19 protein-coding genes are annotated in these 20,339 nt (G+C 31.5%); 11 read left to right on the top strand and 8 right to left on the bottom strand.

Features of this window, described 5'->3' with window-relative positions:
• Positions 1 to 152: 152 nt before the first annotated feature.
• Together tsaD and Q0678_RS06470 are read left to right on the top strand one after the other, a co-directional pair.
• The gene (gene tsaD, locus Q0678_RS06475) at positions 153 to 1,178 is read left to right on the top strand and encodes a tRNA (adenosine(37)-N6)-threonylcarbamoyltransferase complex transferase subunit TsaD (RefSeq protein ID WP_299055541.1); all 1,026 of its coding nucleotides are present in this window, start codon (positions 153 to 155) and stop codon (positions 1,176 to 1,178) included.
• 10 nt (positions 1,179 to 1,188) lie between these two features.
• Positions 1,189 to 3,042 (top strand): LTA synthase family protein, encoded by a 1,854-nt coding sequence (locus Q0678_RS06470; RefSeq protein ID WP_299055538.1) that lies wholly within the window; start codon positions 1,189 to 1,191, stop codon positions 3,040 to 3,042.
• 68 nt (positions 3,043 to 3,110) lie between these two features.
• Here the strand turns inward: Q0678_RS06470 and Q0678_RS06465 are convergent, their stop codons facing one another.
• On the bottom strand, positions 3,111 to 3,893 hold the full coding sequence (locus tag Q0678_RS06465) for a S1/P1 nuclease (protein WP_299055535.1): 783 nt from the start codon (positions 3,891 to 3,893) through the stop codon (positions 3,111 to 3,113).
• A 119-nt stretch (positions 3,894 to 4,012) separates the two neighbouring features.
• On the opposite strand from Q0678_RS06465, the gene Q0678_RS06460 reads away from it, so the two are divergent.
• The 9 genes from Q0678_RS06460 to Q0678_RS06420 all read left to right on the top strand — a co-directional run bounded on the left by Q0678_RS06460 (position 4,013) and on the right by Q0678_RS06420 (position 12,926).
• Positions 4,013 to 4,873 carry an SPFH domain-containing protein gene (locus tag Q0678_RS06460; protein WP_299055532.1) on the top strand — a complete coding sequence of 287 codons (861 nt, stop codon included), beginning with the start codon at positions 4,013 to 4,015 and terminating at the stop codon, positions 4,871 to 4,873.
• 10 nt (positions 4,874 to 4,883) lie between these two features.
• Positions 4,884 to 5,042 carry a DUF4177 domain-containing protein gene (locus Q0678_RS06455; protein WP_299055529.1) on the top strand — a complete coding sequence of 53 codons (159 nt, stop codon included), beginning with the start codon at positions 4,884 to 4,886 and terminating at the stop codon, positions 5,040 to 5,042.
• 1 nt (position 5,043) lies between these two features.
• Complete coding sequence (locus Q0678_RS06450) at positions 5,044 to 5,562, top strand: hypothetical protein (protein ID WP_299055528.1); 519 nt, start codon at positions 5,044 to 5,046, stop codon at positions 5,560 to 5,562.
• 37 nt (positions 5,563 to 5,599) lie between these two features.
• Positions 5,600 to 6,523, top strand: a complete 924-nt coding sequence (locus Q0678_RS06445) for an alpha/beta hydrolase (protein ID WP_299055524.1) — start codon at positions 5,600 to 5,602, stop codon at positions 6,521 to 6,523.
• Between the two features lies 1 nt (position 6,524).
• A complete protein-coding gene (locus Q0678_RS06440; protein WP_299055521.1) occupies positions 6,525 to 6,689 on the top strand; it encodes an Arc family DNA-binding protein in 165 nt (54 codons plus the stop codon).
• A 177-nt stretch (positions 6,690 to 6,866) separates the two neighbouring features.
• The gene (locus Q0678_RS06435; RefSeq protein WP_299055518.1) at positions 6,867 to 10,070 is read left to right on the top strand and encodes a hypothetical protein; all 3,204 of its coding nucleotides are present in this window, start codon (positions 6,867 to 6,869) and stop codon (positions 10,068 to 10,070) included.
• A gap of 61 nt (positions 10,071 to 10,131) precedes the next feature.
• On the top strand, positions 10,132 to 10,758 hold the full coding sequence (locus Q0678_RS06430; RefSeq protein WP_299055516.1) for a DUF2490 domain-containing protein: 627 nt from the start codon (positions 10,132 to 10,134) through the stop codon (positions 10,756 to 10,758).
• A gap of 7 nt (positions 10,759 to 10,765) precedes the next feature.
• Complete coding sequence (locus Q0678_RS06425) at positions 10,766 to 12,160, top strand: DUF819 family protein (protein ID WP_299055514.1); 1,395 nt, start codon at positions 10,766 to 10,768, stop codon at positions 12,158 to 12,160.
• A gap of 67 nt (positions 12,161 to 12,227) precedes the next feature.
• Positions 12,228 to 12,926 carry a DUF4369 domain-containing protein gene (locus tag Q0678_RS06420; RefSeq protein WP_299055511.1) on the top strand — a complete coding sequence of 233 codons (699 nt, stop codon included), beginning with the start codon at positions 12,228 to 12,230 and terminating at the stop codon, positions 12,924 to 12,926.
• Between the two features lie 75 nt (positions 12,927 to 13,001).
• Here the strand turns inward: Q0678_RS06420 and Q0678_RS06415 are convergent, their stop codons facing one another.
• From Q0678_RS06415 to rpsD, 7 genes are all read right to left on the bottom strand, one after another.
• Positions 13,002 to 13,916, bottom strand: coding sequence for a dimethylarginine dimethylaminohydrolase family protein (locus Q0678_RS06415; RefSeq protein ID WP_299055509.1), 915 nt, complete (start codon positions 13,914 to 13,916; stop codon positions 13,002 to 13,004).
• Between the two features lie 60 nt (positions 13,917 to 13,976).
• Entirely contained in the window at positions 13,977 to 15,263 is a 1,287-nt protein-coding gene (locus Q0678_RS06410) for a citrate synthase (protein WP_299055507.1), read from the bottom strand.
• A 180-nt stretch (positions 15,264 to 15,443) separates the two neighbouring features.
• Positions 15,444 to 16,733, bottom strand: a complete 1,290-nt coding sequence (gene eno / locus Q0678_RS06405) for a phosphopyruvate hydratase (RefSeq protein ID WP_299055504.1) — start codon at positions 16,731 to 16,733, stop codon at positions 15,444 to 15,446.
• A gap of 122 nt (positions 16,734 to 16,855) precedes the next feature.
• Positions 16,856 to 17,977 carry a glutamine-hydrolyzing carbamoyl-phosphate synthase small subunit gene (gene carA, locus Q0678_RS06400; protein WP_299055502.1) on the bottom strand — a complete coding sequence of 374 codons (1,122 nt, stop codon included), beginning with the start codon at positions 17,975 to 17,977 and terminating at the stop codon, positions 16,856 to 16,858.
• A 106-nt stretch (positions 17,978 to 18,083) separates the two neighbouring features.
• Entirely contained in the window at positions 18,084 to 18,557 is a 474-nt protein-coding gene (rplQ, locus tag Q0678_RS06395; RefSeq protein ID WP_299055500.1) for a 50S ribosomal protein L17, read from the bottom strand.
• 60 nt (positions 18,558 to 18,617) lie between these two features.
• Positions 18,618 to 19,610, bottom strand: coding sequence for a DNA-directed RNA polymerase subunit alpha (locus Q0678_RS06390; RefSeq protein WP_299055498.1), 993 nt, complete (start codon positions 19,608 to 19,610; stop codon positions 18,618 to 18,620).
• A 94-nt stretch (positions 19,611 to 19,704) separates the two neighbouring features.
• Positions 19,705 to 20,310, bottom strand: a complete 606-nt coding sequence (gene rpsD / locus Q0678_RS06385; RefSeq protein WP_299055495.1) for a 30S ribosomal protein S4 — start codon at positions 20,308 to 20,310, stop codon at positions 19,705 to 19,707.
• Positions 20,311 to 20,339 lie beyond the last annotated feature (29 nt).

The raw sequence follows: 20,339 nt of genomic DNA, 5'->3' as shown, positions 1-20,339 counted from the left end.
TTAATTGATTCGAATTGTTTAATTTATTACAACAAAAATATTGCCAAGTTGTACAAAGAACGTTCAAATTTAACAAAGAATTAAATTTCTATTCTTAAAAAAGAAATACAACCTAAAATTATCCTTAATTTTGTGCAAAATTATCAATTTTAATGAACAAAGATGTTTACATATTAGGGATAGAATCTTCTTGTGATGATACAAGCGCATCTGTAATTTACAACGGCAAAGTATTAAGCAATGTAGTTGCCAATCAAGAGATACATGCTAAATATGGTGGTGTGGTTCCTGAACTGGCTTCGAGAGCTCATCAACAAAACATTTTACCTGTAATACAGCAAGCCATCGAGCAAGCAAGTATTACTAAAGAAAACCTATCTGCCATTGCTTTTACCCGCGGTCCTGGTTTAATGGGCTCTTTATTAGTAGGTACCTCTTTTGCAAAATCTTTGGCCATTGGTTTAAAAATACCATTGATAGATGTTAACCATATGCAAGCACATATTTTAGCTCACTTTATAAAAGAAGAAAATGCTAAAATACCAAGCTTTCCATTTATTTGCCTAACAATTAGTGGTGGTCATACGCAGATTGTTAAAATTACAGACCACTTTGAAATGGAAGTTTTAGGAGAAACAATTGATGATGCTGTTGGAGAGGCTTTTGATAAATCTGCAAAAATACTTGGGCTACCTTATCCTGGCGGTCCTTTAATTGATAAGTATGCCAAACTAGGCAACCCAAAAGCGTATCCATTTACAAAACCTAAAGTTGGCGATTTAGACTTTAGTTTTAGTGGTTTAAAGACCGGAATCCTTTACTTTATTCAAAAACAAGTAAGAATAAACCCAAACTTTATAGAAGAAAATTTGCGTGATATTTGCGCATCAATTCAGTACACTATTACAGAAATATTAATGGATAAATTAAAGAATGCTGTAAAACAAACTGGTATTAAAAATATTGCGATTGCTGGTGGTGTTTCTGCAAACTCTGAAATTAGAAACAGACTAAAACAAGCAGAAAAACATTTTGGATGGACTACCTACATTCCTAAATTTGAATACACAACTGACAATGCTGCAATGGTAGCAATTACAGGCTACTTAAAATACTTAAACAACGATTATTCTGAGGTCTCAATTACTGCAAAAGCACGTTTAAAAGTAACTGACTAGAAAACTATTCATGAAAAACTTAAAAAACAAACTTCTTTTTAACTGCTTTTATTTCCTTTTATGGATTGGCTACTTTGTATTTGCCCGTTTATTTTTTTTACTTTTTTATTTTGATAAAACAACAGAATTAAACGTTACAACCTTTGTAAATACATTTGTTTATGGCCTTCGATTAGACATTTCTTTTACAGCGTATCTCAGTTTTATACCCTTTATTCTTATTTCATTAACTTTTTTTATTCAACCTAAAAAAATAACAACAATTATCATTCGATATTCTCAGTTATTAATTGCATTCTTAAGTTTATTGCTAATAATTGATGCTACTTTATATGCTTCTTGGGGCACAAGATTAGACGCTACATTTCTTAATTATTTAAATACTCCAGCTGTAATGATTGCATCTGCAACAACTTTTCAGCTCATTTCAGGCGTCTGTATTTGGTTGCTTATTTCTTATGTTTTTATACAACTGTTTACAAAACAAATTCATAAAAATAGTCTCTATTTAACGCAAAGCCATTGGTCGCATACCAGTGTATTGTTTTTAGCATCTGCTTTATTAATTGTTCCTTTAAGAGGTGGTTTACAAACAATACCTGTCAATCAAAGTAATGTTTATTTTTCGAGTAACATGTTTGCCAATCATGCTGCCATTAATTATATATGGAATTTTTTTAACGCAATAACACACTCATCAAACAGTAAAAATAACTACGTTCATTTTGATGAAATAACAGCCGAAAACATTATCAATAAAACAAAAAACAAGCTTTTAATTGCCAATACAGATCAAATTTTAAATACCGAAAAACCGAATATTATTTTAATTATTTGGGAAAGCTTAACTGCCAAAGTAGTAGGTGTTTTAGATGGAGAACCAACTGTTACAGCAAACTTAAATGAACTATCTAAAGAAGGTTTATTGTTTACCAACTTTTATGCAAACGGCGATAGAACCGACAAAGGAATACCTGCAATATTAAGCGGTTATTATCCGCAGCCAACAAAAAGCATTATGAAAATGCCTAATAAGACAAGAAGTTTACCAATGTTGCCCAAAAAAATGAACGATTTAGGTTACAAAACTTCTTTTTATTATGGTGGCGATTTAAACTTCGGAAACATGAATACCTATCTTCGAAATGCTGGGATTATCGATTTTGTAGATGGTAACGAATTTGATAAACAAGATTGGAACTCTAAATGGGGTGTTCATGACCATGTTTTTATGCAGCGTTTTTTAGAAGACATCAATAAAGAAAAAAACACACCTTTCTTTAAAATTGCACTTACACTTACTAGTCATGAGCCTTTTGAATTCCCAGACACTTATAAATTTGGCAAAAATACAGAAGAAAATAAATTTAGAAGTGCACATGCTTATACAGATAAAGCAATTGGTAATTTTATTGCTGATGCAAAAAAACAACCTTGGTATAAAAATACGTTAATTGTTATTGTATCAGACCATGGTCATCGAACACCAGAACATGAAGGCCTTTTTAATTCTCCTAAAAAATTTAAAATACCAATGTTATGGCTTGGTGGCGCACTTCAAAAAAAGGGCATTGTCAACAATATTTCTAGTCAAGTAGATTTGTCTTACACCTTATTAAGTATTTTAAAAGGTAATAATTCTGACTTTAAATTCGGTAAAAATATTTTTAACAACTCGCAAGATCAATACGCACATTATGTGTTTAATAATGGTTTTGGGTTGGTTACTAAAAATAATACTTTTGTGTTTGATAACATTCAGAAAAAACCAATTTTAACTACAGGCAACAACATTAAACAATTAGACTCTCTTAGCAAAGCTGTGATGCAAAATGCTTATCAAGACTTTTTAGATAGAAAATAGAGCAAAAAAAAGTCTTATCAATATGATAAGACTTTAACTATTTTTATAGCGCAAAATAGCGATGCTATTTACTTAAAAATATCGTTTAAAATACTTGCCAAACGAATACCGCCTTTTTGTAATTGAGTTCTTACCGTTGCCAAATGATCATAAGAATATCTGTATTTTAAATTTTCGCCAACCTTAACAGAAGCATACACCTCTTTGGTTATTTCATGAATTTCATCTACCCAAGAAACAACAGAACCTTTTTCTATTTCTTTTATTTCATTTTTAGTAAGTTGTTTTGCATTTTCTGCCAATTCAACATAACTCATATTCCACTCTTCAATCATCTTAGAATCCCATACAGCATGTAAATTGGTACCTTTACCAAACCACTGAACTTGTATGGTATTACCACCTTTATCTTCTCTTTGCCCAATGTGCATTGGCTGATGTAAATCGCCCACAAAGTGCACCAATAGTTTTAAATGAAACACTTTATCTGCCTCACTGCTATTTTTATCTTTTAAAACCTTAATACAGGTATCTATTCCGGTAACAATATCTCCTTTCGGATTTTTCTCTGTAGTTGCATACGTTTCGTTTAAACCCATATTTACGTAATGCCAAGGGTAATATTTACTAAAGCTTCTGTCCGATTTTATTTCATCTGCATACGTAGAAACAAAAGCCAAACTCTGCCCTTGTAACAATTTATCAATTTTTCTTTTTGCTTTATTTGTAAGATGCATTTCTGCAATTTTACCTGTTGTTCTATGACCTGTTGGCCCCCAAAAAAAAGTCTCTTCATTTTTTGTGTTAGCAATAAATAGAAAAGAAAGCAGTACAATTAATTTAATTTTCATTTTTAGTCTTTAAGATTAATTTTAACAAATTTATAAAAATATTAGTCATAAAATTTGTTAAAATCAAAAAAAATAATATATCTTTATGATATCAATTTAATATCACTTAAAAACACAATATGAAATCAGAAAAAATTATTAAACCTGCAAACGGTTACTTAATGTTATTAATCGTTTTAGTTCTTTTCTTTGGAGGAATTATAGCAAGTATCATCAAACAAACTCCTATCTTCTTACCTGTAAGCCTCATTGGCTTTATCGGTTTTTTTGGCTTTATCCTTGTAAATCCAAACACTTCTAAAGTAATCTTACTATTTGGTAAATACGTTGGCACCATAAAAGAGAATGGCTTGTATTGGGCGAATCCATTATTTAGAAAAAAAGCAATTTCTTTAAGAGCGAGTAATTTTGACAGCGAGCGTTTAAAAGTAAACGACAAACTAGGCAACCCAATTATGATATCTACCATTTTAGTTTGGCGAGTTACAGACACGTACAAAGCAGCTTTTGATGTAGATAATTATGAAAATTTTGTGCGTGTACAAACCGATGCAGCAGTTAGAAAGCTGGCTAGCATGTATCCTTACGACAACTTTGCAGATGAAGGACATACCGAAGACATTACACTTCGATCAAGTGTAAATGAAGTTTCTGAAGCGCTTGAAAAAGAAATTGACGAACGCTTGGCAATAGCAGGTATAGAGGTTTTAGAGGCAAGAATTGGCTATTTAGCCTATGCGCAAGAAATTGCATCTGCGATGTTAAAAAGACAACAAGCAACAGCTATAGTTGCTGCAAGACATAAAATAGTGCAAGGTGCTGTAGAAATGGTAGAGATGGCATTAGAAGAATTGAATAAAAAACAAATTGTAGCTCTAGATGAAGAACGAAAAGCTGCTATGGTAAGTAATTTATTGGTTATTTTATGTGGAGATAAAGAAGCAAGCCCTGTTGTAAATACAGGAACATTAAGTCATTAAACAAATAAAAATGAAAGAATACAAAGTAGTCACTTTAAAGTTAGGTTTTAGAAATAGAGTACAAAATTTTGAAGACTTGTTAAATCAATATGCAAGAGAAGGATGGACTCTAAAAGAAATGCCACAAAACTGGAATGCAATTGTTTTAGAAAGAGATAAAAACAGGTAAAATGAAAATCTTTATAGAAGAACAACGTTTTACACAAATTTGGCTATTTATAGTTCTAGGTTTTAGTTTAGTTGTGCCCATTTATGTTATGGGAAAAGAATTTTTAAACGAGAATTCTAAAATGTCTGTTCAAGAATTTACTATAACCTTACTTGGTATTTTAGCTTCTGTAGGTATTATTTTTATATTCAAACTAAAAACTAGAATCGATGAAATTGGCATTCATTATCAATTTTTTCCTATTCATTTTAGTTACAAAACCATTCCGTGGCAAGAAATTGAAAATGCCCATGTAAGAACCTACGACCCAATAGGAGAATATGGCGGTTGGGGTTTTAAAGGCGGAGCTTTCTGGAATAAAAAGAAAGGAAAATGCATCAATATTTCTGGTGATATTGGTATTCAATTAAAATTAAATAATGGTAAAAAATTATTAATTGGCACTCAGAAAAAAGAGGAAGCAATGCAGGTTTTAAAAAGATACACAGAGAAAGTTAATTTAAACGAACCTATCGGGTAATTGGATGCTAGTTGAAAATTTTATAAAACTTAATAACATGAATAAACTTATTACACATATTATAATTTCAATATTCGGAATTTCAATAGCAGTAGCACAAATAAATTCTGAAGAAATAACAATTTACAATCAACAAATAGAATTGCCAGGTACGTTAACCTATCAACAAGAAAAAACACCATTAATTATTTGGGTGCATGGTTCTGGTAATGTAGACAGAAATGGAAACCAAGAAGGCACACCTGTAAAAGCAAATTATATAAAACAGTTTAGAGATGCCATAAACAAAGAGAATATTGCTTTTTTTAGTTTTGATAAAAGGACTGCAAATAAAAACAATAAAGATTTTTTAAATGGTACTTTAATTACAGATTTTGCTCTAGATATTAATGAAATCGTTCATCACTTTAAAAAAGAAAATCGTTTTTCTGAAATTATTTTGGCAGGTCATAGCCAAGGTTCTTTAATTGCAATGTTAGCGATAAATGATGTAGATAAATACATTTCTATTGCTGGCGCTGGCGAGAGTGTAGACAAAGTAATTATTGATCAAATTGGTAAAAACAACCCTACTTTGGGCGAAGCTGCACAAGAACAGTTCGATTCTCTTAGAATTCATGGTAAAATTACAGCTATAAATCCGTTTTTAATAAGTGTTTTTGCAAAACAGAATCAAGCTTTTTTATATTCTTGGATGCAAATCAATCCAACAGAAGAAATTAAAAAAATTAAAGTTCCTGTTCTAATCCTTCAAGGGAATAAAGACTTACAAGTAAAAATGGAAGATGCTACAAACCTATTATCTGCAAGTAAAAATGGAGAACTGGTAAGTATTGGTGGTATGAATCATGTATTAAAAAACATAGAAAAAGAGGAAGACAATATGAAATCTTATTTTTCTGATGAATATCAAATTTCAGAAAAACTAATTGAAACCGTTGTTCAATTTGTAAAAAAATAAAATGTCAAAAAAGAAAGCTTTCGCGTTGCGAGTAAATGAAGATATGATAAAAGCTATTGAAAAGTGGGCTGCAGACGAATTTCGTTCTACAAACGGACAAATAGAATGGATGTTGATGCAATCTTTAAAAGAGGCAAAACGTGCACCTAAAAAGAAAGAAGAATAATCTTATTAAAGTTATATCTAAAAGGATGCAACTTCTCAATAAAATTTAAAGATTGCTTTGTAATTTTTCTAACAATTACAAACTCGAAAATATGTTAAAAAAACGCTCCTTATTTTGGGAGCGTTTTCTATTTTGTATCTTGTCACAGTTATACAAAAAATCAACTAATAAATACAAATGAAAAAAATAATCACCTTCGTTTTTTTATGTGCTAGTTCATTATTATTTGCACAAGAGTTTTCAATGGATTTAGTAAAAAACATGAACCCCAGAAACATAGGTCCTGGCGGTATGTCTGGCCGAGTAACTTCTATAGATGTTGTAGAAAGTAACCCCGAAATAATGTACGTAGGAACTGCTTCTGGGGGTATTTGGAAATCTACTTCTGGGGGTATTAAATGGCAACCCATATTCGAAAAAGAAGCAACGGCCTCTATTGGTGCTGTTGCCATTCAGCAATCGAATCCGAGTGTAATTTGGGCAGGAACCGGAGAAGGAAACCCAAGAAACAGTTTAAATGGTGGTTTTGGTATTTACAAATCTTTAGATGCCGGAAAAACTTGGAAATTAATGGGGCTTGAAAAAACAAGACACATACACAGAGTTGTAATAGATCCTATAAACCCGAATACTGTTTATGTAGGCGCAATAGGATCTCCATGGGGAGAACATGCAGAACGTGGTGTTTATAAAACAACAGATGGCGGAAAAACTTGGAAGCAAATTTTATTCACAAACATAAAATCTGGAACTGCAGATTTAATTATGGATCCAAAAAATCCGAACAAACTAATTGCTGCCATGTGGGAACACAAAAGGGATCCATGGTTTTTTAAATCTGGTGGCCAAGGAAGTGGTTTATACATTACACATGATGGTGGAGATAACTGGAAAAAAATTACAGAAAAAGAAGGTTTTCCGAAAGGTGAATTGGGTAGAATTGGAGTTGCAATTGCACCAAACAATCCTGATGTAATTTATGCTTTGGTAGAAGCAAAAAAGAATGCCTTGTACAAAAGTGAAGATGGAGGTTTTAAATGGAAAAAAATAAATGACAAACCTGGTATTGGAAATCGTCCTTTTTACTATTCAGAAATCTATGTAGATCCTCAGAATGAAAACAGAGTATATACAGTGTTTACCTATGTAAATGTATCGCAAGATGGTGGTAAAAATTTTACAGAATTAATGCCTGCGTATGGTGTAGATAATGGTGTGCATCCAGATCATCATGCCTGGTGGATACATCCAACCAATGGTAAATTTATGATTGACGGTAATGATGGCGGGTTAAACATCACAAAAGACGGTGGTAAATCTTGGCGTTTTATTGGCAATATTCCTGTAGCGCAATTTTATCATATCAATGTAGATAATGAGTTTCCGTACAATGTGTATGGCGGCATGCAAGACAATGGTTCTTGGAGAGGACCTGCATATGTATGGAAATCGCAAGGTATCCGAAATTCTTATTGGCAAGAAATTTCTTTTGGTGATGGTTTTGATGTAGTACCAGATAAAGATGATTCTAGATACGGATGGTCTATGAGTCAACAGGGTTCTGTAGTAAGATACGACTACATTACAGGAAACAATTACTCTGTAAAACCTACGCACAAAGATGCTAATGTTAAATTACGTTTCAATTGGAATGCTGCCATAAATATGGATCCTTTTGATAATAACACCTTGTATTTTGGAAGTCAGTTTGTTCATAAATCTACAGACAAAGGGTTAACTTGGGAAGTAATTTCGCCAGACTTATCTACCAACAATCCAGAAAAATTAAAACAAGCAGAAAGTGGTGGTTTAACTATGGATGCAACAGGTGCAGAAAATCATTGTACCATTTTAGTAATAGAACCTACCTCTTTAGAAAAAGATGTTTTATGGGCTGCTACAGATGATGGACAAGTACACATTACTAAAAACGGAGGTGAAACATGGACAAATGTTGCTAAAAACATAAAAGGCTTGCCAGAAAATAGTTGGATAACTCAAATAAAAGCATCTAACAAAAAGAAAGGAGAAGCACTATTGATAGCCAATGATTACAGACGTTTTAATTACACGCCTTATGCATACAGAACAAAAAATTATGGTAAATCTTGGGAACGTATTGTAGATGAAAAAGACGTAGCTTCTTACACATTGTGTATTCTTGAAGATCCAAAAAATGAAAACTTACTGTTTTTAGGTACAGATGATGGTTTGTACATCTCTTTAAATGCTGGAGATACTTGGACTAAATGGACCAACGGTTTCCCTACAGTGCCAGTAAAAGATTTGGTAATTCAAGAAAGAGAAGACGATCTAGTAATTGGTACATTTGGTCGTGCAGCTTGGGTGCTAGATGATATTAAACCACTAAGAGCTTTGGCTAGCAAAAATACAGCTAAAACAAAATTACAATTGTTTGAACCACCAACTGCTTATCAAGCGGCAAACCAACAACCTACAGGAAGTAGATTTGGCGCAGATGCACTATACCAGGGAGAAAACAGAAAAGGTGGTGCTATAATTTCTTATTATGTTGAAGTTGCTAAAAAAGAGGAAAATAACAAGCTGAGTAACAAAAAAGATGATGTTATTTCTAGCGATATCGCAAAAACTAAAAAGGTTAAATACGATTCTATAAAACTAGAAGTTTTTGACGGTACAAGACAAATTAGAACTTTAAAATTCAAAACTCCAGAAGAAAGTGGGGTTCATAAAACAACTTGGTATTTAAGAGAAAAAGGCGTTGAAAGAGCATCTAGAACCATAAGAAAATCTACACGTGAACCAAGTGGTGTAGAAGTAAAACCTGGAGTTTATAGACTAAAAATGTCTTATGGAGACCAAGTTGCAGAGCAAACTATAAAAGTTGATTTTGATCCTAGGCTAAAAATTTCTCAAGCAGCAATCAATCAAAAATACAATGCTGGTAAGTTGTTGGAAGGGTATCAAAAAGAAATTACAGAGATTATAAAAAAACTAGTAGAAAACAAAGAATCTGCTGTCAGAATAAAAGAACAAATAAAGGATGAAAAGGATAAGACTTATACAGATGCGATAAAAGCATCAAACAAAATAGTTAAAGAAATTGATTCTATCATCAATATTTATATGGGTAGCATTGATAAAAGGCAAGGCATCACTAGAAATACTAAACCAACTGTAAATAGTCGTTTATATACTGCTAAAAGATATATTAGTAGTAGATTTGGGCCACAAACAGAGACTGAAACAATTTTGACAAAACAATTTATAGAGGCTTTTAAAAAAGCCGAAAAACAAACGGTTGATTTTTTAAATACCAGCTGGAAAAAGTATCGTGAAAATATAGAAAAAATAACAATACCTACTTTTAGAGGCCCTATCGTATATGTTAAAAAATAATCAACCAAAAAAAATAATAAAACTTATATACCTGTTTCTATTTATTTTTTCATCTGTTCATTTGAACGCTCAAAATTCTGGAGAAAATAAAATGGGAGCATGGTATATGTACAATGGCTCACACAAATTATCTAACAAATTTGCCCTTAAAACAATGGCGCATTTTAGATATTTTGAAACAAGTTCAGAATTTCAACAAGAAATTTATAGACTTGGAGCCAACTACTCATTTAATAAAAAAACCAATCTTACGCTAGGTGTAAGCTATTCTACTGGAGATTTAGCATACAATGAACCCTCTATACATTTATATGAATTTCGCTTTTATGAAGATTTAAATACAACTTCAATTTGGGGTGATTTTACAGCAAATCATCGCTTTAGACTAGAACATCGTTTTATACATAAAAATATTTTTGAAGATGTAACACAGAATTGGTTTCGTTACAATTTAAATGTGTCCTACCCTATTTCTAAAAATTTGAGCGTATATATTTTTAACGAACTTTTTTTAAATATTGATAGAGCTAAAAGGTTTGCTCAAAACTGGACTGGCGGTGGTTTGTTATATAAAATGAACCAAAATCTAAAAATAAAAATGGGCTATTTTCAAATAAAACTACCTACTAAAGTTTATAGAAGATTGCAATTAGGGGTTATTGTAAATACCGATTTTAGAAAAAAATAATATAATTATGCGCATATCAGAAATAAATAACGACATCCCTTTATTTGCAAACGATACTATAATATTCGGATTACTATGTGCTATTTTAGCGGGAATTTTTTACACTTCTAAACATGCATCATTTCAAAAATTTTATAAAGTAGTACCTGCTTTATTACTGTGTTATTTTATTCCTTCTATTTTTAGTTCATTAGGGATTATTGCAGACAAATGGATTGATGTACAAGCAACAATTAATCATTTTAATAGTATTTACGGAAATTTAGAAAATGTAATAGATCTGCCTTCACTAAAAGCATATATAGCAACCAACAATATTGATAGTAGCCTTTATGCTCAATTTACAGGAGGTAGTAAAATTTATTATATATCTTCTCGCTTTTTACTACCTGCATCTCTGGTATTACTAACCCTAAGTATCGATTTAAAAGGCGTTTTTAAACTTGGCCCAAAGGCATTAATTATGTTTTTAACAGCCACAATAGGTGTAATGATTGGTGGCCCGTTAGCCATTTTATTTTTTAAATTTATTGCGCCAGATATATTGGTTCAGGTAGAAGGCACAGAACTTTGGAAAGGTTTATCAACCGTTGCAGGAAGTTGGATTGGCGGAGGCGCAAATCAATTAGCAATGAAAGAACAATGGCAAGTATCTGATAGCCTATTTAGTATTATGGCAGTAGTAGATGTTTTAGTTGCAGAAGTATGGATGGCTTTTCTTTTAATTGGTGTTGCAAAATCTGACGCGATAGACAAATGGTTTAAAGCAGACAACTCTTCTATTGTAACTCTAAAAAATAAGATGGAAAAATTTACATTAGAATCTGCTAGAATACCATCATTTAATGACCTAATTATACTTTTAGGAATTGCTTTCGGTGTTACTTCTATTGGGCATATTATTGGCGATAATTTAGGAAGTTATATTAAAGAAAACGTTCCTTTTTTAGTTGATTTCGGACTAGGTAGTTCTTTCTTTTGGCTAATTATTTCAGCAACAACTCTAGGAATATTTTTATCTTTTACAAAAGCAAAGAGTTATGAAGGTGCTGGCGCAAGTAAAATTGGAACTATTTTTATTTATATTTTGGTAGCATCTATTGGTATGAAAATGAATTTAAATGCTATTGTAGAAAATCTTAGTTTATTTGCAATAGGTTTCGTTTGGATGATTATACACGTTGGACTCTTATTTTTAGTAGCTAAAATAATTAAAGCTCCTTATTTCTTTTTAGCGGTCGGTTCTAAAGCAAATATTGGCGGTGCAGCTTCTGCACCTGTGGTTGCCGGTGCCTTTCATCCATCGTTAGCACCTGTAGGTGTTTTATTGGCTGTTTTAGGATATGCACTTGGCACTTATGGCGCGTTCTTTTGTGCAATAATGATGAAATGGGTAAGTTAAATTATATGTTTTTTTAGTAGCCTTTATGTCAATAAAAATGCATATTTGCAATTGAAATTTTAGAAATATGAAGAAAATTATTACACTTTTAGTGGTTGCAGTTTTAATAAGTGCATGTTCCTCTAAAAAAGAGGGAAACATGGTTGTTAAAGGTAAAATTAAAGGCCTTAAAAAAGGAACACTTTACCTTCAAAAAATGAAAGATACAGTTTTAATATCTGTAGACTCTATTACCTTGTTAGGAAACGATGATTTTAAACTTACAGATAATGTAGAATCTCCAGTTTTATATTATGTAACTTTTGATGGTAATACAACAGATAAAAGAATCTTGTTTTTTGGTGAAGCAGGAGAAATAACAATCAATGATAAGTTAGAACAATTTGGCTATAATCCAGAAATTTTAGGATCTAAAAATCAGACAATTTTAGACAAATACAATAAAGTAAAATCTAAATTTCAGGAAAATCGTTTAGATTTTATCAAAAAAGACTTTGAAGCTAAAAAAGCAAATGACAAAGAAGAAATAAGTAGGTTAGAACAAGAATATCTTAAACTTACAAAAAGAAAAGTATTGTTTACTACCAATTTTGCTATCTCTAATGCAGATACAGAAGTAGCACCTTACATTGCTCTAACAGATATGTATGATGCAAGTATAAAGATGTTAGACACAGTAAACAATTCTTTTACAGATAAAATAAAAGCCTCTGATTACGGAAAACGTTTTCAAGAGTATTTGAATAATTTAAAAAAAGAAGAATAAATTAAATTCATTATTTTTTTAAAGCAAAAAACCAAGTAATAAAATTACTTGGTTTTTTTATGAGTTTAAAAAAGCTTAATCTCTTACTAACGGCATGGTAGAACAGCGTAATAAGCCTTCTTGTTTGGCAATTTCTGCATAAGGCACTTCTTCAACTATAAAACCATTATTTCTTAACCATCCATTTAGTCTTGTAAAATTTTTCTCAGAAACAATTACATTTTCAGAAATTGAAAACACATTACTATTCATGTTATACATTTCTTCTTTAGTAATTTCGAAAACATTTTGCTCGCCAAAATAAGCAACCAACCAATTATATTCATTTTGGTTTAAAAAACCATTTTTATGAATGATTGCTTTGTCTTTACCAATGGGTTGAAAACAACAATCTAAATGGAGTGCATTTTCTTTAGCATTGGTATTTGATTTTCTTAACTCGAAAGATTTAACTTTTTTATCCGGAAAAAGTTTCTGAATCTCTTTTACTGCTGCTAAATTTGTTCTTGCAGTAATAAAATCGGCATAATCAGCACCAGAATAAGTTCCGATAAAAATGTACTCATTCCATGGCATTACATCTCCACCTTCAATATGACATTCTTCTGGAAGCACAACTACCTTAGCCGGGTTAATCTGATTGACAACCTCTTGAATAGCCTTGTACTCTAACTCTCTATCTGGCAATATATTTGCTCTAATAAGGGTATCTTCTATAACAAAAGCAATATCTCTAGAAAATATTTGATTGTAATTTTCAATGATATTTGGTCTATAAACTTGCACTTCATATTTTTTAAAAACGGTAGCTACAGCTTCCATTTCTAAAAACATATCTTCTTCTTTTGGATACGTCCCTGCTAATACATGAAGTTTACTTTTAGGATCATAACAATCTTCAACTTTTGGGACAGGTCCATTGCTTTTAGCAGTCCCTAATATAACAGCTCTAAGCCTAGAAGTTTCGTTTTGTATATTAAGTTTTAACATTTATCTATGGATAAAAAAAGCTTCATAAAAATGAAGCTTTGAATTTTAAATTTAAAAATTTTATCTTTTTTCGATACTTTTAAAATTTCTATGATTTTCACCAGTATATATTTGACGAGGACGACCTATTGGCTCTTTATTTAATCTCATCTCTTTCCATTGAGCAATCCAACCAGGTAAACGTCCTAAAGCAAACATTACTGTAAACATTTCTACAGGAATACCCATAGCTCTATAAATAATACCTGAATAAAAATCTACGTTAGGGTATAATTTTCTATCAACAAAATAAGGATCATTAAGTGCTTCTTGCTCTAAACCTCTTGCAATTTCTAAGATAGGATCTACAATACCTAAGTCTTTTAAAACTTCATCTGCAGCTAGTTTAATAATTTTAGCTCTTGGATCGAAATTTTTGTAAACTCTATGACCAAAACCCATTAATCTAAAAGGGTCATTTTTATCTTTAGCTTTAGCCATGTACTTTTTAGTATCACCACCATCTTCTTTTATTGCTTCTAGCATTTCTAAAACAGCCTGATTTGCACCACCATGTAATGGTCCCCAAAGAGCAGATATACCCGCAGAAAGAGAAGCAAACAAACCTGCATGAGAAGAACCTACTATTCTTACTGTTGATGTAGAACAATTTTGCTCATGATCTGCATGTAAAATTAATAACTTATCTAAAGCATCTTTTAAAATAGGGCTCATTACATAATCTTCATTTGGCTGCTCAAACATCATTTTTAAGATGTTTTCTACATAACCAAGAGATTTAGAACCATAATTTAAAGGCAAACCTTGTTTTTTACGCATAGTCCATGCTACTAAAACAGGGAACTTACCCATAATTTTAACAACAGACTTATACATATCTTCTTCAGAATCTACATTTACAGAACCTGGATTAAATGCTGTTAAAGCACTTGTTAATGAAGACAAAACACCCATTGGATGCGCAGACTTTGGAAAAGCATCTAAAATCTTTTTTACATCATCATCTACAACAGAATTTTCTTTAATATCTGAATGAAATTTCTCTAACTGTTCTTTTGAAGGTAAATCTCCAAAAATTAAAGCATAGGCAACTTCTAAAAAGTCTGCTTTTTCAGCTAACTCTTCAATAGAATACCCTCTATAACGTAAAATTCCTTTTTCTCCATCAAGAAAAGTTATAGCACTTTCACAAGAACCTGTATTTTTAAAACCCGGGTCTATTGTAATTACTCCATCTGTTGCACCTCTTAAGGTTTTAATATTAATTGCAACTTCATTTTCTGTTCCTTTTACAAGTGGAAATTCATATGAATTATCACCAATCTGTAATTTTGCTATATCTGACATTTGTAAATATTTTAGATCCCTGTTTATACTGGCACGAAGATACCAAATATAAAAGAAATTAGAAAACAAGAATTGATAGATTTTTGGAATTTTATAATAGTATTAACTTATTAAAATAACGGCATAAAAAAGCCTCATAATTAAATATGAGGCTTGTATTTAGTAAGAAAATTATCTTTATTATAATTTAAATGCTTTTTCTTTTGGAAAATAAGCAGTGCTTCCTAACTCTTCTTCTATACGTAATAATTGATTATACTTTGCCATTCTGTCTGAACGAGAAGCAGAACCTGTTTTTATTTGTCCGCAATTTAACGCAACCGCTAAATCTGCAATTGTATTATCTTCAGTTTCACCAGATCTATGAGACATTACAGAGGTATAACCTGCATTTTTAGCCATATTAACAGCAGCAATTGTTTCTGTTAGTGTACCAATCTGATTTACTTTAATTAAGATTGAATTCGCAATATTTTGTTCAATTCCTCTAGACAAACGCTCTACGTTAGTCACAAATAAATCATCACCAACTAATTGAACTTTATCTCCAACTTTTTCAGTTAAATATTTCCATCCTTCCCAATCATTTTCATCCATACCATCTTCTATAGAAATAATAGGATATTTAGCGGCTAAATCTGCTAAATAATCAGCTTGTTCTTGGCTAGATCTTACTTTACCAGTTTCACCTTCAAACTTAGAATAGTCATACTTACCATTTACATAAAACTCTGCAGCAGCACAATCTAAAGCAATCATAATTTCATCGCCTAATTTATAACCCGCATTTTTTACTGCTAATGCAATTGTTTCTAATGCATCTTCTGTTCCGCCCGCTAAATTTGGTGCAAAACCACCTTCATCACCTACAGCTGTAGATAAGTTTCTATCGTGTAAAACTTTCTTTAGGTTATGAAAAATTTCTGACCCCATTTGCATTGCATGAGAGAAATTAGTTGCTTTTACTGGCATTACCATAAATTCTTGAAAAGCAATAGGTGCATCTGAATGAGAACCTCCATTGATAATATTCATCATTGGTACTGGTAATGTGTTCGCAGAAACACCACCAACATATCTATATAATGGCAAACCAAGCTCATTTGCTGCAGCTTTAGCAACCGCTAAAGAAACACCTAAAATTGCATTAGCACCTAATTTAGACTTGTTAGGTGTACCATCTAAATCAATCATTAATTGATCTATAGTATTTTGTTCAAAAACAGAAGTTCCTAATAACTCTTCTGCAATTATACTGTTTACATTATTTACAGCTTTTAAAACACCTTTACCCATATAATCTTTGCCACCATCTCTTAACTCTACTGCTTCATGCTCTCCTGTTGAAGCTCCTGAAGGTACAGCTGCTCTACCTAAAAAACCACTATCTGTAGTTACATCTACTTCTACTGTTGGGTTTCCTCTTGAATCAAAAATTTGACGTGCGTGAACGCTTATTATAATGCTCATATTGTTTTATTTATTTAATTTATTACTGTAAAATATAATGCTAATTTACAAATTACAGTAGGTTTAATAATGGTTTAAAACGCTTACTTACGAAAACGTTTTCAAAAAATTAATATTTTTAATTAAGAATTAGAAACCAATTTAGCTTCTTTAATGTTTGCTATAAATTGATCAAACAGATACTCAGAATCATGAGGTCCTGGACTTGCTTCTGGATGATATTGCACAGAAAAAGTGTTTTTGTTTTTCATACGAACACCTGCAACTGTATGATCATTTAAATGTACGTGTGTAATTTCTACAGCATCATTAGCTTCTGTTTCTTCTCTATTGATTGCAAAACCATGGTTTTGTGAAGTAATTTCTCCTTTACCAGTTAATAAATTTTTAACAGGATGATTGATACCTCTATGACCATTGTGCATTTTATAGGTAGAAATACCATTTGCAAGCGCAATTACTTGATGCCCTAAACAGATACCAAATAATGGTAAATCTCTTTTAATAATTTCTGATGCAACTACTTGTGCTTCTGTTAAAGGTTCTGGATCTCCAGGCCCGTTAGAAATAAAATACCCATCTGGGTTAAAGCTTGACAAATCATTAAAAGTAGCATTGTAAGGAAATACTTTAACATAAGCACCTCTCTTTACTAAATTTCTTATAATGTTCTTTTTAATACCAATATCTAAAATAGAAATTTTAATTTCTGCATTCTCATCACCAACATAATAAGGTGCTGTAGTAGAAACTTTAGATGCTAATTCTAAACCTTCCATAGAAGGCACCTTTGACAATTGGGCTTTTAACGCATCAATATTATCTACATCTGTAGAGATGATTGCGTTCATAGCACCATTATCTCTAATATAAGAAACCAAAGCTCTGGTATCAACATCTGAGATTGCAACCAAATTATGTTTTACAAACCAATCTTTTAAATTACCAGAAGAATCTACTCTAGAATGAGTAAAACTAAAGTTTCTACAAATTAAGCCAGATATTTTAATCCCATCAGATTCTACTTCTGCATCGTTTACCCCATAATTACCAATATGTGCATTGGTTGCTACCATGAGTTGACCGAAATAAGAAGGATCTGTAAAAATCTCTTGATAACCAGTCATTCCAGTATTAAAACAAATTTCTCCTGTAGATGTTCCTTCTATTCCGACAGATTTACCGTAAAAAATGGTTCCGTCTGCTAATAAAACTAAAGCTTTTTTGCGTGTTTGATATTTCATTGGTGTGTGTTGTGTTTGCAATTGTAATTGTTGGTGTAAAAATATAAAAAAAGGGATAAACGTAAACGCTTATCCCTTTTAAATATGATTAAAAAATTTTCATTTTCTATTCTTCAGATTTTTCTTCTGTTGCCGTCGTTTCTACTTGAGGAGTTTCAACTTTTTTGCTTTTCCCTCTACGAGTAGTTTTCTTAGCTTTTTTACCATTTGGATTGTAGATTTCGTTGTAATCAACTAATTCTACCATTGCCATTGGTGCGTTATCTCCTTGACGATTACCTAATTTGATAATACGAATATAACCACCTGGTCTGTCTGCAACTTTTACAGAAATTTCTTTAAATAATTCTGTTACTGCAAACTTATCACGTAAATAAGAAAAAACAACACGTCTATTGTGAGTTGTATCTGACTTAGACTTTGTAATTAATGGCTCTACAAATACTCTTAAAGCTTTTGCTTTAGCAACTGTAGTATTAATACGTTTGTGTGTTATTAATGAACAACTCATGTTTGCTAACATGGCTTTTCTATGCGAAGTTGTTCTTCCTAAATGATTGTGTTTTTTTCCGTGTCTCATTACGTTTGTTTATGAATTTCATCTTGCATCTACTCATTTTGAGGAGCAAAATATGAAAAGTTAATCTCTATCTAATTTATATTTTGTTAAATCCATTCCAAAACTAAGGCCTTTAACAATCACTAACTCTTCTAATTCTGTTAATGATTTTTTACCAAAGTTTCTAAACTTCATTAAATCGCTCTTGTTAAAAGAAACTAAATCTCCTAATGTATCTACTTCTGCAGCCTTTAAACAATTTAAAGCTCTTACAGATAAATCCATATCTATCAATCTAGTTTTTAATAACTGACGCATGTGTAATGACTCTTCATCATAAGTTTCTGTTTGTGCAATTTCATCAGCCTCTAAAGTAATACGCTCATCAGAGAATAACATAAAGTGGTGAATTAAAATCTTTGCAGCTTCAGTTAAAGCATCTTTAGGGTTGATTGATCCATCAGTATCGATATCGAAAACTAATTTTTCATAATCTGTTTTTTGCTCTACACGAAAATTTTCGATTGCATACTTTACATTCTTAATAGGTGTGTAAATAGAGTCTGTAAAGATAGTTCCTATTGGTGCAGTCGCTTTTTTATTTTCTTCTGCAGGTACAAATCCTCTACCTTTTTCAATTGTAATTTCTGCATTTAACTTTACAGATTTATCCATGTTACAGATTACTAAATCTGGATTCAATACTTGAAAACCAGAGATAAATTTCTGTAAATCTCCTGCAGTAAACTGCTCTTGACCAGATAATGAAATTGAAACAGTTTCTCTATCAGTTTCATCTATTTGTTTCTTAAAACGTACTTGCTTTAAGTTTAAAATTATTTCTGTAACATCTTCTACAATACCAGGTACTGTTGAAAACTCGTGTTCTACACCGTCTACTCTTAAAGATGTAATTGCAAATCCCTCTAAAGAAGATAAAAGTACTCTTCTTAATGCGTTACCTACAGTTAAACCAAAACCTGGTTCTAAAGGTCTAAATTCAAATCTACCAGAAAAATCTGTAGATTCAATCATGATTACTTTATCAGGTTTTTGAAAATTTAAAATTGCCATTGTTCTTCTTTTTAATTGTTATTTAGTTGCGCGGTTTGTAAGTCTGAAGAAGTACAAACAAACCCTTTGGCTAAATGTCAATATGATTAATTTATTACTTAGAATATAATTCTACGATTAATTGTTCTTTGATGTTCTCTGGAATTTGTAATCTTTCTGGTGCTTTCACAAAAGAACCTTCTTTTTTATCAGAATTCCAAGTCAACCATTCATACACATTGCTGTTAGATGCTAATGCATGATCAATTGCTACTAAAGATTTAGATTTTTCTCTTACAGCAACCACATCACCATCTTGTAAACTATAAGAAGGAATGTTTACTATTTCTCCGTTTACTGTAATATGTCTGTGAGATACTAATTGACGAGCACCACTTCTAGAATTGGAGATTCCCATTCTATAAACTACGTTGTCTAAACGAGACTCACATAATTGTAATAAAACTTCACCTGTAATACCACCTGCTGATTGTGCTTTTTTAAATAAATTACTAAACTGACGCTCTAAAATACCATACGTATATTTAGCTTTCTGCTTCTCCATTAACTGAGTTGCATATTCAGATTTTTTTCCTCTTCTTCTAGCATTACCATGCTGTCCTGGAGGATAGTTTCTTTTTTCAAAATTTTTGTCGTCTCCAAAAATTGCTTCTCCAAACTTACGAGCAATTTTAGTTTTTGGTCCTGTATATCTTGCCATTTCTTTTTGTGTTATAGATAGGGATTATG

The organism is uncultured Polaribacter sp., assembly GCF_947497125.1.
Taxonomy (GTDB): domain Bacteria; phylum Bacteroidota; class Bacteroidia; order Flavobacteriales; family Flavobacteriaceae; genus Polaribacter.
This window is presented reverse-complemented; position numbering and strand designations above follow the sequence as displayed.

Excerpts from the sequence above, each read along its gene's own strand:
- Q0678_RS06445 (WP_299055524.1), top strand. The coding sequence starts at position 5,600 with ATGAATAAACTTATTACACATATTATAATTTCAATATTCGGAATTTCA.
- Q0678_RS06470 (WP_299055538.1), top strand. The coding sequence starts at position 1,189 with ATGAAAAACTTAAAAAACAAACTTCTTTTTAACTGCTTTTATTTCCTT.
- Q0678_RS06420 (WP_299055511.1), top strand. The coding sequence starts at position 12,228 with ATGAAGAAAATTATTACACTTTTAGTGGTTGCAGTTTTAATAAGTGCA.
- carA (WP_299055502.1), bottom strand. The coding sequence starts at position 17,977 with ATGAAATATCAAACACGCAAAAAAGCTTTAGTTTTATTAGCAGACGGA.
- Q0678_RS06440 (WP_299055521.1), top strand. The coding sequence starts at position 6,525 with ATGTCAAAAAAGAAAGCTTTCGCGTTGCGAGTAAATGAAGATATGATA.
- Q0678_RS06415 (WP_299055509.1), bottom strand. The coding sequence starts at position 13,916 with ATGTTAAAACTTAATATACAAAACGAAACTTCTAGGCTTAGAGCTGTT.
- Q0678_RS06390 (WP_299055498.1), bottom strand. The coding sequence starts at position 19,610 with ATGGCAATTTTAAATTTTCAAAAACCTGATAAAGTAATCATGATTGAA.
- rplQ (WP_299055500.1), bottom strand. The coding sequence starts at position 18,557 with ATGAGACACGGAAAAAAACACAATCATTTAGGAAGAACAACTTCGCAT.
- Q0678_RS06435 (WP_299055518.1), top strand. The coding sequence starts at position 6,867 with ATGAAAAAAATAATCACCTTCGTTTTTTTATGTGCTAGTTCATTATTA.
- Q0678_RS06425 (WP_299055514.1), top strand. The coding sequence starts at position 10,766 with ATGCGCATATCAGAAATAAATAACGACATCCCTTTATTTGCAAACGAT.
- tsaD (WP_299055541.1), top strand. The coding sequence starts at position 153 with ATGAACAAAGATGTTTACATATTAGGGATAGAATCTTCTTGTGATGAT.
- Q0678_RS06410 (WP_299055507.1), bottom strand. The coding sequence starts at position 15,263 with ATGTCAGATATAGCAAAATTACAGATTGGTGATAATTCATATGAATTT.
- eno (WP_299055504.1), bottom strand. The coding sequence starts at position 16,733 with ATGAGCATTATAATAAGCGTTCACGCACGTCAAATTTTTGATTCAAGA.
- Q0678_RS06450 (WP_299055528.1), top strand. The coding sequence starts at position 5,044 with ATGAAAATCTTTATAGAAGAACAACGTTTTACACAAATTTGGCTATTT.
- Q0678_RS06455 (WP_299055529.1), top strand. The coding sequence starts at position 4,884 with ATGAAAGAATACAAAGTAGTCACTTTAAAGTTAGGTTTTAGAAATAGA.
- rpsD (WP_299055495.1), bottom strand. The coding sequence starts at position 20,310 with ATGGCAAGATATACAGGACCAAAAACTAAAATTGCTCGTAAGTTTGGA.
- Q0678_RS06465 (WP_299055535.1), bottom strand. The coding sequence starts at position 3,893 with ATGAAAATTAAATTAATTGTACTGCTTTCTTTTCTATTTATTGCTAAC.
- Q0678_RS06460 (WP_299055532.1), top strand. The coding sequence starts at position 4,013 with ATGAAATCAGAAAAAATTATTAAACCTGCAAACGGTTACTTAATGTTA.